Annotated in this window: 12 protein-coding genes; 6 read left to right on the plus strand and 6 right to left on the minus strand. The window is 64.4% G+C overall.

Annotated features, from left to right (window positions below; translation table 11 throughout):
- Positions 1-106: 106 nt before the first annotated feature.
- Positions 107-934, minus strand: coding sequence for an outer membrane beta-barrel protein (locus tag Sa4125_RS17775; protein WP_224000032.1), 828 nt, complete (start codon positions 932-934; stop codon positions 107-109).
- Positions 935-1,335: 401 nt separating this feature from the next.
- On the opposite strand from Sa4125_RS17775, the gene Sa4125_RS17780 reads away from it, so the two are divergent.
- Positions 1,336-1,752: a cytochrome c family protein gene (locus tag Sa4125_RS17780; protein ID WP_224000033.1), complete on the plus strand. Its 417-nt coding sequence runs from the start codon at positions 1,336-1,338 to the stop codon at positions 1,750-1,752.
- 41 nt (positions 1,753-1,793) lie between these two features.
- Here Sa4125_RS17780 and Sa4125_RS17785 read toward each other — a convergent pair whose 3' ends face one another.
- A complete protein-coding gene (locus Sa4125_RS17785) occupies positions 1,794-2,090 on the minus strand; it encodes a thioredoxin family protein (RefSeq protein ID WP_224000034.1) in 297 nt (98 codons plus the stop codon).
- 234 nt (positions 2,091-2,324) lie between these two features.
- The gene (locus tag Sa4125_RS17790) at positions 2,325-3,239 is read right to left on the minus strand and encodes a class I fructose-bisphosphate aldolase (protein WP_224000035.1); all 915 of its coding nucleotides are present in this window, start codon (positions 3,237-3,239) and stop codon (positions 2,325-2,327) included.
- A gap of 297 nt (positions 3,240-3,536) precedes the next feature.
- Between Sa4125_RS17790 and Sa4125_RS17795 the strand changes: the two genes are divergently transcribed.
- The gene (locus Sa4125_RS17795) at positions 3,537-3,815 is read left to right on the plus strand and encodes a hypothetical protein (RefSeq protein ID WP_224000036.1); all 279 of its coding nucleotides are present in this window, start codon (positions 3,537-3,539) and stop codon (positions 3,813-3,815) included.
- A 189-nt stretch (positions 3,816-4,004) separates the two neighbouring features.
- Here Sa4125_RS17795 and Sa4125_RS17800 read toward each other — a convergent pair whose 3' ends face one another.
- Positions 4,005-5,213 (minus strand): IS256 family transposase, encoded by a 1,209-nt coding sequence (locus Sa4125_RS17800; RefSeq protein WP_223998301.1) that lies wholly within the window; start codon positions 5,211-5,213, stop codon positions 4,005-4,007.
- A gap of 360 nt (positions 5,214-5,573) precedes the next feature.
- Between Sa4125_RS17800 and Sa4125_RS17805 the strand changes: the two genes are divergently transcribed.
- The 4 genes from Sa4125_RS17805 (at position 5,574) to Sa4125_RS17820 (ending at position 10,640) form a co-directional block, all read left to right on the plus strand.
- Positions 5,574-6,872 carry an imelysin family protein gene (locus Sa4125_RS17805; RefSeq protein ID WP_224000037.1) on the plus strand — a complete coding sequence of 433 codons (1,299 nt, stop codon included), beginning with the start codon at positions 5,574-5,576 and terminating at the stop codon, positions 6,870-6,872.
- Positions 6,873-6,950: 78 nt separating this feature from the next.
- Positions 6,951-8,477: a di-heme oxidoredictase family protein gene (locus Sa4125_RS17810; protein WP_224000040.1), complete on the plus strand. Its 1,527-nt coding sequence runs from the start codon at positions 6,951-6,953 to the stop codon at positions 8,475-8,477.
- Positions 8,474-9,550 carry an imelysin family protein gene (locus Sa4125_RS17815; RefSeq protein ID WP_224000042.1) on the plus strand — a complete coding sequence of 359 codons (1,077 nt, stop codon included), beginning with the start codon at positions 8,474-8,476 and terminating at the stop codon, positions 9,548-9,550. Before Sa4125_RS17810 ends, Sa4125_RS17815 begins: the two co-directional genes overlap by 4 nt.
- A 1-nt stretch (position 9,551) precedes the next feature.
- Complete coding sequence (locus tag Sa4125_RS17820) at positions 9,552-10,640, plus strand: DUF1513 domain-containing protein (RefSeq protein WP_224000044.1); 1,089 nt, start codon at positions 9,552-9,554, stop codon at positions 10,638-10,640.
- A 66-nt stretch (positions 10,641-10,706) separates the two neighbouring features.
- Here Sa4125_RS17820 and Sa4125_RS17825 read toward each other — a convergent pair whose 3' ends face one another.
- Positions 10,707-11,003 (minus strand): addiction module antidote protein, encoded by a 297-nt coding sequence (locus Sa4125_RS17825; RefSeq protein WP_345944294.1) that lies wholly within the window; start codon positions 11,001-11,003, stop codon positions 10,707-10,709.
- Positions 11,004-11,297, minus strand: coding sequence for a type II toxin-antitoxin system RelE/ParE family toxin (locus Sa4125_RS17830; protein ID WP_224000047.1), 294 nt, complete (start codon positions 11,295-11,297; stop codon positions 11,004-11,006).
- Positions 11,298-11,500: the final 203 nt, after the last annotated feature.

Consider the following 11,500-nt stretch of genomic DNA (forward strand, 5'->3'; position numbering starts at 1 on the left):
AGAGTGACTAAGGGGAGACCGTTGATTTTGAATTAAAAAACCCGCGGAGCCGAAGCCCCGCGGGTCACGAAACGGTGTTGGAACCGGGCAGCGCCCGGCGTCGCCTTTAGTTGAAGCGGTAGGACAGCTTGGCCGTGACCGTGTGGAAGTCGAAGTCGCCGCCGCTGGTGAAGTCGGTCGAGTTGCCGGCGATGACGGCTGTGCCGCTGCCGTCGAACGGACCGCCGCTCAGCCGCGTGAAGGAGTCGCCACCGCCCAGATTGGTGTAGAGGTATTCGGCGCCGAACGAGATGTTGTCGGTGACGAGGACTTCCATGCCGGCACCGACCGTGTAGCCGAAGTCGTCCTCGTCCTGATTGACGATGGCGGCAGGATTGACGCCGGTGACGGCGGGCGAGTCGGTCGAGAACCCATAGTCGACCTCGCCATAGGCGACGCCGCCGGTGACATAGGCGAGCGCGCTCGGCGTCACCAGGTAGCCGGCGCGAAGACGGGCGGTCGCCAGATAGTCGAGGCCGCGCTCGGCGGTGTAGAAGGCGGGGGTATTGGAGAAGGCGCTTGCGGTCTGCGTCACGTCGAGAGCGTTGATGTCGAGAATCGCGCCGAGGACGACGCTGCCCATCTGGTAGTCGTAGCCGATGTGCGCGCCACCGATGAAACTGGAATCAAAGCTCGAATCGAAATTGTTGCCGAAGGCATCGACGCCGCCGCCGATGATCGGGCCGGCGAAGCCGTTAGTGCGCAGCCCGAGATCGTCCGGGCTCTCCGGATTGAAAGCGCCGCCACCCTGGATGCCGATATAGACGCCTGTCCATCCGGCGGCCGGCGCGACGACGGCCATCGGCGCCGGCGGCTCGTCATAGATCACGTCGGCAGCCAGAGCCGGAGCGGCGCTCAATGCGGTGGCGGCGAGAATGAGTGGTATGCGGTTCATGGTCTGACCCCTGCTTGGACATGTCGGACGGTGCGGCGTGTCATTCACCGCCGCTACTGCTGCTCGTCTGCAGGCAGAATGCTCGATCTTTCTCCCTGAACAAGGCCGCTTGAAAGAGCGGGACCAATAGAGTTGCAGAATAAGCACAAAGACCCTTACTATTTTGGCGCGACGAAAAAGCCGGTAACGCGGCAATGGTATGGGTCCTCTGGAAAATACTGCGATGAGCTGCAATCCGCGTGATCGAAGATCCCGGACTTCTCACGCGCACTTGATCGCCCGGTGACCATCTCCGGAGAAGGCTTGGTCGGCCCGGAGCGCACAAAACGTCGCATCGATTGCAAAGCGTTCAGGCTGTTGCATATATCCTCGCCAGGGGCATCAAGCTTCATGGAGGAAACATGCGGTTCTCATCGACTCTTCTTGCCGGCGCTCTTGTCGCCGCGGCATTCGCCACCCCGGCTCTCGCCCAGTCCGCAGGCGATCCGGTGGCGGGCAAAAAGGTATTCAACAAGTGCATGGCCTGTCACGCGGTCGGTCCCAACGCGAAGAACAAGGTCGGACCGGAGTTGAACGGCATCATCGGCGAAGCCGTCGCCTCCGTCGAAGGCTACAATTTCTCCCCGGCACTGAAGGAATACGCCGCGACAAATCCCACTTGGGACGAGGCGAACATGACTGCCTGGCTTGCCAATCCGAAGGCTGTCGTGCCGAAAACCAAGATGGCCTTCCCCGGCCTGAAGAAGCCTGAGGAAATCGCCAACGTGATTGCCTATCTCAAGAGCTTCGACGAGACGGGTGCAGCGGCCGCGAACTGAACCAAAGCAGATCGGTGGGCGGGCGCAATGCCCGCCTTTCCTCAGCGCACGGGCGCTCCCGCTGCCGGCGGCAGACGGTCGATCAGGGCCTGCAACTCCCCGTAAAAATAGCGACGGCCGGGATAACCGACGAGCCGCCCGATCTCGCTTCCGCCATCGACGAGCACGAAGGTCGGGGTGAAGACGGCGGGATCGAGCCCCGGGACGTCGCCCGTGCGGCTTTCATAGATGTCGACCCGGCGCAAAGGCGCCAAAGCGCCGGCGGCGCTGCGCGGATAGTCCGGCGCGATCTCTTCGATGAACCGCGCGCAGAACGGACAGGCTCTCTGCTCGAACATCAGGAGTTCTGCGCCTTTCGCCGGGGCGGCAGGCATTTGCACAAGAAGCGCCAGCGAGAGAACGGCTGCAGCTGCCGGCGACCATGCCTTCCGACCTCGTTCGAGACTACCCGTCATCCCCCCAGCCTATCTCCTAGCCGGCACCCATCGTTACACGATGGCGACATTCGGACGTGGGTCCCTGGTCTGGGGCACGCTCACGCCCGACTCCGCGCCAGGGGGATGGAAGACCGATCAGGCGTAGATGTCCATCGCCTGTTTCAGAAGATGCAGCGCCTCTTCCTTCGGACGCTGGAAGGAGTTGCGCCCGATGATCGAGCCGTTGCCGCCACCGTCGCGGATGGCCCGAACCTCGTCGAGAAGTTCCTCGGGCGTCTTGGCGGCACCACCGGAGAACACCACCAGTCGTTTGCCGGCAAACGAAGCCTGCATGATGTGGCGGACCCGGTCGGCTGCGTCTTCCGTCTTGATCGCATGCTTTTCATAGAAGGGCCTGGCGGCGTCGAGGTCGATGTCCGACGTGGGCAGCTTCACCTTGATAATGGTTGCCCCCATCAGCGCCGCCATGTGGGCGGCGTAGGCGATGATGTCGACAGCGGTCTCGCCCTCCTTGGTCACCTTGCCGCCGCGCGGATAGGACCAGACGACGGTCATCAGGCCGCGCGACTTTGCCTTGACGCTGATTTCGCGCAGTTCCTCCAGCATGTCGTAGGCGCTGTCGGATCCGGGATAGATGGTGAAGCCGACGCCGACGCAGCCGAGCCGCATCGCATCTTCGACCGTGGCGGTCAGCGCCTGGTCGTTGGATCCCGAAGCGAGCGAATTGCCGCTGTTCAGCTTCAGGATCAGCGGCACCTCGCCCGCGAATGTATCGGCGCCCTGCTCGAGCAGGCCGAGCGGCGCCGCATAGCCCGAGACGCCAGCCTCGATCGCCAGTTCGTACAGATAATGCGGATCGTAGGCCGCGGGATTCGGCGCAAAGCTGCGGGCCGGACCGTGCTCGAAGCCCTGGTCGACCGGCAGGATCACGAGGCGCCCGGTGCCGGCCAGACGGCCATGCATCAGCAGCCGCGAGAGATTGCTTTTCAGTCCTGGGGTCTCGCCTTCATACCAGGACAGGATCTTGCGGACGGTTTCGCTTCTGAGCATCGGGTCTCTTTCATTTGCTGCGACTTGAGCACGGTGGTTTTATCCTGCCGGCATTGTTGTCGCTGTCTTTGGAACACTGTGACGGATAGGTAAAGAGACCGGACAAGCCTTCCCAATATTATAATCGTTTGAATTCGCTCGGGTGGATAGTACGGCGGCAGGGTCCTCGAGGAGGGCTGCCGGAGACCGTCCGCGCCTCCAGCGTCCATCGGGCGGGTAGAGGTGACGAACGGATGAACAAATGGCTCGTGGCCGCGTTAACCCTTTATTGGCAGATGGCACTGCGGGAGAAGAGCAATGTTGACGGACTTCCCTCGGGGTTTCGGTTTTGATCCGACCGTCATGGGCGAACGTGCAGCGGGTTACGTCGCCGGACGCAGGTCAAGGCTTGCTCCTGGAATGACGATGACCCCGGTCCTGCCGGTCGTCCTCGTCGACGACGAGTTGCTCCCCGTCAATCCCCAGGACGAATCGGACAATGCACCCGCCGAGCGGACCTCACAGAGCCCCGTGGTTACGGCGGCTCTGGTCGGTGTCCTCCTGGCCGGCGCGGGATACTTTGTCGGCTTCCACTAGAAGGCGGTCCGCGCCGACGGACCATTCGTGCAGACGCCGGCCGAGCATCCTTGCTGACATTGCGCAGAGCGTACAGCCGCTGCGTACAGCGTACAGCCGCTGCGTACAGCGTACAGCCGCTGCGTAGAGAGAGTTGCGGTCGTGTCCGTCAACGTGGTGGAAATTGAGTGTAGCTGAAGCGGCTCCGTTTCAGGCGACTTCGGTGGAAATCTGTTCGGGTTTTGCAGTGTTGCCCATGGCCATGAGGTCGGCCATGGGTTCGGTCTGCATGTAGCGGTTCTGGATCTGCCATTCGTCGTTGGCCTCGAGAAGGACGGCGCCGATGAGCCGGATGATGGATCCCTCGTTCGGGAAGATTCCGACGACGTCGGCACGCCGCTTCACCTCCTTGTTCAGGCGCTCCAGGGAATTCGTCGAATGGATCCGGGTCCGGTGCTGACTGGGAAAATCCATGTGCGCCAGCACGTCGGTCTCGCTGTTGTCGATGAAGGCCCCGAGCTTTGGACACTTTCCCCGAAGCTGGTCGGCGACGTGGCGCAGCGCCTGGCTGGCGCTAGCACGATCGGGCTGGGCGAAGGCTTGGCGCAGCGCGGCCGCCGCCATGCTCTGCTGCGCCTTCGGGACATACGACAGGGCGTTGCGCATCCAATGCACCCGGCAGCGCTGCCAGGAGGCGCTGAACACCCGGCGAATGGCGGCTTTCAGCCCTTCGTGAGCATCCGAGATCACGAGCTTCACGCCGGACAGGCCGCGGCGCACGAGGCTCTTGAGGAAGCTCGACCAAAACGTCTCCGCTTCCGAGGGGCCGATGTGAAGGCCGACGATCTCGCGCTTGCCGTCCGTGTTCACGGCCACGGCGATTATGGCGGCGACCGAAACGATGCGTCCACCCTCGCGCTGCTTCAGGTAGGTCGCATCCAGCCAGAGGTAGGGCCAGTCGCCAGTGAGAGGACGGTCGAGGAAGCCGCCGACGCGTTCGTCGATGTCTTTGCACAGCTTCGATACGGTGCTCTTGCCGATCCCCGACAGCCCCATGGCCTGTACCAGATCGTCGACCCGCCGGGTGGAAACGCCGCTGATCCAAGCTTCCTGAATGACGGCAACCAAGGCCTTCTCCGAGAGCTTTCTCGGCTCCAGGAACGGCGGGAAGTAGCTGCCCTGCCGAAGCTTGGGTATCCGAAGCTGCAACGAGCCGAGCCGCGTGTCGAGCGAGCGGTCGCGGTAGCCATTGCGATAAGTCGCCCGTTCCTGCGTCCGTTCGTGGCGCCCGGCGCCGATCATGCCTTCAACGTCGACCTCCATAAGGAGCTGCATCACGCTCTCGGCTATCGTTCTCAGGAAATCGCCGTCCCCGGCTTTCGCAAAAAGCTCGGCAAGCGGTAGTCTGTCCTCGGTCATCGGGTTCTCCGGTCAGGTTGAAGTCTCGCAACTCCACCTTAGCCGCCCTATCCGGTGACCGCCTCAGCCACACCTTTCAATGTCGGAATTTCCACCACGAGCGCGGACACTACCAGAGTTGCCCGAGAGTCCGGCACAATGCATCCCGAAGGCAAAACTCGAAGACGTCGACTGCGAACAGGGGATGCGCCTCAGTAACGGCTAACAAATACAGCCTCGCCGGCAATATAGAACAGCTCTAAACAAGCATTTTATGTTGACAGGCTCATTCAACAAACCTAGCCATCGGGCAGTGCACTGGTCGCCGACAGGCTGCCTGATGCCCTCGGCCGCTCCCGACCGATGGCCCATGGAGGTTGAATGTTTCGTTCGTTCCGCAGCCGCCCGCGTCTTCCTGCCTGGATCGCCGTCCTCGGCGTCACCGCTCTTCACAGCCCCTCCTACGCCGACGAGACGTCGGCGCCGGAATTGACCGCCATCCTCGGCAATTATTCCGACATCGCCCTGGCCGGCTATTCTGACGCGCTCACCACCGCGAAGGTGCTCGGCACGGCCGTCGACGCGCTCATCGCCACGCCGACCGACGCGACCCTGGAAGCTGCACGCGATGCCTGGCGCGCAGCGCGTCCATCCTATCAGCAGACCGAAGCCTTCCGCTTTGGCAATCCCATCGTCGACGAGTGGGAAGGCCGGGTCAACGCATGGCCCCTCGACGAGGGCCTCATCGACTACGTCGCGCCGCAATACGGTTCCGAATCCGATTCCAACCCGCTCTACGTCGCCAATGTCGTCGCGAACACGGCGCTGAGCCTGGGCGGCGAGACGGTCGACGCCACGGTGATCGATGCCGCGCTCCTCAAGGACAAGCTGCAGGAGGCGGGCGGCGTCGAGGCGAACGTCGCGACCGGCTACCATTCGGTCGAGTTTCTCCTTTGGGGTCAGGATCTCAACGGCACCGGACCGGGCGCCGGCCAGCGCCCGGCGACCGACTTCTCCAATGACAACTGCACCAACGGCCATTGCGATCGCCGCGCCGCCTTCCTGAAGGCCGCGACCGACCTCCTCGTCACCGACCTGACGGAAATGGTGGGCAACTGGCAGAAGGATGGCGCGGCGCGCGCGCATCTTCTGGCCGATCCGGCCGCCGGCGTCTCGGCGGTGCTCACCGGCATGGGCTCGCTGTCCTATGGCGAACTCGCCGGCGAACGCATGAAGCTCGGCCTCCTCCTGCATGATCCGGAAGAGGAGCACGACTGCTTCTCCGACAACACCCATGCCTCCCACCTCTACGACGCCATCGGCATTCGCAACGTCTACACCGGCCGCTACACCCGCAGCGACGGCAGCATATTGGAAGGGCCCTCCGTCTCGGCCCTTGTCGCGTCGAAGGACAAGGCGATCGACGACGAACTGCGCGCCAAGCTCGATGCCAGCGTCCTGGCCCTCGAGGAAATCGCCAAGGCGGCCGAAAATGGCGAGGCCTACGACCAGCAGATCGGCGAGGGCAACGCGGCGGGCAATGCGCGCGTCCAGGCCGGCATCGACGCGCTGATCGCCCAGACACGGACGATCGAGCGGGCCGTCGCGGCGCTCGACCTCAAGAACGTGACCATCGAGGGCTCGGACAGCCTCGACAACGCCGACGCGGTATTCCAGTAGGCTCCATCCTGCAGTGTCGGACGCGCCGAATGGTGCGTCCGCGGCCGCTTTCGGCCACGCGACCAGAGTATGCCGGCCATGACCATCCCCCGCTTCGCCATCCTCGCCGCCCTTCTCGGCGGCGCAGCGCTTTTGCCGGTGGTGGCAGCGCGCGGCGTGACGCCTGAATTGCGCACGGACCTGTCGGCAAAGGATCTCGCCCGCGTCACGGCGGTGACCCGCCCGACCACGGACTTCACCACGCCCGAGAAATTCGAGCTGATGCAGGGCGGTGCCGGGACGCTGCAGAACATCGTCAACCGCGACAGCTTCAGCAAGATCGCCGCCAACCAGTCTTTCGCGGCGCGCGAGAGCTTCAACATCGGCAATGGGCTCTTCACGAAGTTCTGGGTCTCCTCGCCCTCTTCGACCGAGGCCTCGGACGGTCTCGGCCCCCTTTTCAACGCGAGGTCCTGCCAGAGCTGCCATCTGAAGGACGGTCGTGGTCGTCCGCCCGCGGAGGGCGAGCCGGGGGTCTCCATGTTCCTGCGCTTGTCGGTGCCGCCGAAGACGGACGAGGAGCGCCAAGCGCTTGCCGACCGCAGCATGCAGCGCATTCCCGAGCCGACCTATGGCGGCCAGCTGCAGAATTTCGGCGTGCCGGGCATCCTGCCGGAAGGGCAGATGCGCATCGACTATACCGAGGTGCCGGTCGAGCTCGGCGACGGAACCCTCGTCCAGCTCCGCCATCCCCGCTATTCCGTCACCGATCTCAACTACGGCCCGATGGCGCCGGATGCGATCCTGTCGCCGCGCGTCGCCCCCCCGATGATCGGCCTCGGCCTCGTCGAGGAGATCCCGGCCGCCGACATCCTCGCTCATGCCGATCCCGAGGATACCGACGGCGATGGCATTTCCGGCAAGGCAAGCATGGTGCGCGATCCCGAGACGGGGGGCATGACACTCGGCCGCTTCGGCTGGAAGGCGAGCGCAAGTTCCATCAAGGTCCAGGCGGCGGAAGCCTTTGCCGGCGATATCGGCATATCGACGCCGCTCGTGACCGATTCCTTCGGGGAATGCTCGATCGCCCAGGCACTCTGCCGTGACGCGCCGAACGGTGTCCAGCCGCGGCTCGGCGAGGTCGAGGCGCCCGACCCGGTGCTCGATCTCGTCACCTTCTACTCGCGCAACCTCGCCGTCCCCGCCCGCCGCGATGTCGGCGCGCCCGACGTGCTGAAGGGCAAGAGCCTGTTCTATTCCAGCGGCTGCGCGTCGTGCCACGTACCGAAATACGTCACCAGCCGCGATGCCGCCGACGCGCCGCAGGCCTTTCAGCTGATCTGGCCCTATTCCGACTTCCTCCTGCACGACATGGGCGAGGGTCTTGCCGACGGCTCCACCAACGGCGATGCCACCGGAACGGAGTGGCGCACACCGCCGCTCTGGGGCATCGGCCTGACCCAGACCGTCAACGGCCACACGCTGTTTCTCCATGACGGGCGGGCGCGCAACCTGACCGAAGCGATCCTCTGGCACGGCGGGGAAGCTGAAGGATCGCGCAACAGCTTCAAGGCTCTCGGCAAGTCCGACAGGGACGCCCTCCTCGTCTTTCTGGAGTCGCTATGACCTTCGCAAGATCCTGCCTCGCCGCCGCGCTGCTGGCATTCACCACGAGCGCTGCGGCTGCCATCACGCCGGCCGATGTCGTGCGGCAGGCCGTCGACGGCTACATCCGCCCCGGCTACCAGCGGTTCGACAAGGCCGCGGAGGGCATGGCGGAAGCACAGAAGGCGCTCTGCGCCTCGCCGTCGGAGGCAAATCTTGCCGCCGCACGCAGAAGCTTCGCCGATGTCGTGATGACATTTTCCCAGGTCGAGTTCGTGCGCTTCGGCCCCGCGATGGCCGACAACCGTGTCGACCGCATCCTCTTCTGGCCCGATCCGCGCGGAATCGCGCTGCGCCAGGTGCAGGGGCTTCTGGCCGGCAAGGACGAAACTGCCACTGATCCTGTGGCGCTGCATGGCAAGAGCGTCGCCGTCCAGGGACTGACGGCTCTGGAGTTCGTTCTCTACGGCACGGACGCCCAATCCCTTGCCGGTGCGGAAGGCGATTATCGCTGTCGCTACGGTGCGGCGATCGCAGCCAACGTCCTCGGCATGGCGGACGCCATCGTGAAAGGCTGGCAAGAGGGCAAGATCGGCTTTGCGGAGGACATGCTGACCCCGAAGCCGACGAACCCGGCCTATCGCAGCATCACCGATTCGCTGCAGCAGATCACCGGCGTCTTCATTCAGGGATTCGAGTTGATGCGCGACCTCCGCCTGCGTCCGGCCTTCGGACGGTTGCCGGGGGATGCCAAGCCGAAGGCGTTGCTGTTCTGGCGCTCGGGTCTCACCGCCACGAGCCTCAGCGGCAATTTTTCCGGACTCTCGGAGCTGTTCGAGTCCTCGGATCTCGACGAGCTGTTGCCGCCGGCGGCCGCGGCATCAGCCGTTTCGGTGCGCTCGACGCTGAATGATGCGGCAGCGACCCTTGCGACCATGAAGATGCCGATCGACAAGGCGCTGGTCGACCCGGTGGAGCGAACCGAAGTCGGCCGGCTTCTGGTGGCGACGCAGACACTGCAGCCGATCTTCGTCAACGAGATCGCCCCGGCGCTCGGCCTCAGCACCGGCTTCTCCTCGCTCGACGGCGACTGAGATGATCGACCGCCGCCACTTTCTGGCCAGCGCGGGTGCCGCCTTCCTTTCGGGCCTTGCCCCCGCCGCGGCCGAGGCCTTCGACCGGACCGCCGCCGTCTTCGGCGCCGCCTGCCAGAAGGCCGACGGCAGTTTCGGCTGCGCGATCTTCTCCGAACGCGGCGAGATCCTGTCGATGATCGATCTCCCCGACCGCGGGCACGACGTCACCTTCGACGTCGCCACCCGTCGGGCCGTGGCCTTCGCCCGGCGCCCCCGGACCTTCGCGGTCGTCTTCGATCCCCGGAGCGGCACCACGCTGCGGACCATCGCCTCCGTCGAAGGCCGCCACTTCTTCGGCCACGGCTTCTTCTCGCCGGACGGCAAGCTTCTCTACGCCACCGAAAACGAGATCGACACCGCCGCCGGCCTCATCGGCGTCTACGATGCGACGGCGGACTTCAGGCGCGTCGGCGAGTTCGCCACCCATGGCATGGACCCGCACGAGGCGCTGCTGATGCCGGACGGCGAGACCATCGTCGTCGCCAATGGCGGCATCGAGACCTATCCCGACTACGGACGCCAAAAGCTGAACATCGCGACGATGGAGCCCTCTTTGGTGTTCATCGACCGGCGTTCGGGCGACCTGATCGAGAAGCACGTCCTGACCCAAGACCTCCACCAGCTGTCGATCCGGCATCTGGCCATCGACGCCGGTCACCGCGTCTGGTTCGGTTGCCAGTACGAAGGCAATCCGAGCGACCTGCCGCCGCTGGCCGGTTTCGTCCGGCCGGGCGAAGCGCTCTCGCTAGTGACGCTCGCGCCGGAACGGCTCGCCGCTCTGTCGAACTATGTCGGCTCGGTCGCGACCAATGGCGACGGCAGCCTCGTCGCCTTCGCCTCGCCCAAGGGCAACACCATCCTGACGCTCGACGCCGCGACCGGGAAGGCCGCCGCCAGCTACACGCTCGCCGACGGCTGCGGCCTCGCGCCCATGCCCGAGGGGCTCCTCGCCACCAGCGGCCGCGGCGACGTCATCGCCCTCCCCGGCGGCACGGATCGCCAGCCCTCGCAGAAGGTGCTGTGGGACAATCATATCCTGGCGATTTGAGGCAGGAGCCAAACGGTGTCGACGAGTTCCAGACGAAAGGAACCGCCGATGTGCTGAATACCGCCGTCAGGAAACGGACACCGCCTCAGCGCGCAGTTGCAGACCCAGTGAGCGCACCACTCCGAGCAGGGTCGACAATTTGGGGTCGCCTTCGGCACTCAGCGCCTTGTAAAGCGCCTCCCGCGTAATGCCGGCCTCTCTGGCCACCTGCGTCATGCCCCGCGCCCGGGCGATGACACCCAGCGCTGCAGCAATGTACGCGGTCTCCCCGGATTGGAAAGCATCCTCCAGCAGTGAAACCTGCGCCGACGAGTCTCCGAGATAGTTTGAGGCGTCGAAGGGAAGAGTGTCGATGGGCATCATTCAAATCTCCAGTTCGTCCGCCAAAGCCCGGGCCGTTCGGATATCCTGGGCCTGCGTGCTCTTGTCGCCGCCGCAGAGCAGGACGACGAGGATAGGTCCGCGTCTGGCGAAGTAGACGCGATATCCCGGTCCATGGTCGATGCGCAGTTCTCCAATGCCATCGAAGAATTTTGCATCACCGAAAAGACCGACCTGCAATCGGACGAGTCGCTGAGCGATGCGCTCCTGGGCTCGCCTGTCCCGCAATGCCTCAAGCCAGTCGCGGAAAACGCGGGTTTGGCGAATTTCAAGCATATGTAATATTTAGATTACGGCTTACCGACCGTCAATCCGCGGCTGTGACGCGACGAAGGAGCCAAGCTTTGCCCCTCATTGGGTGCGCGCGTCTTCAGAGGATCTCGCAAAGGCGATCTCATGGGAATTGACAGGTGCCGGCTTCGCTGGAAAGCGGGACGGCGGTTCGAAGAAAAGCCATCCCGCCTTATCCGCGATACGTC

This window comes from Aureimonas sp. SA4125 (genome assembly GCF_019973775.1).
Classification (GTDB): domain Bacteria; phylum Pseudomonadota; class Alphaproteobacteria; order Rhizobiales; family Rhizobiaceae; genus Plantimonas.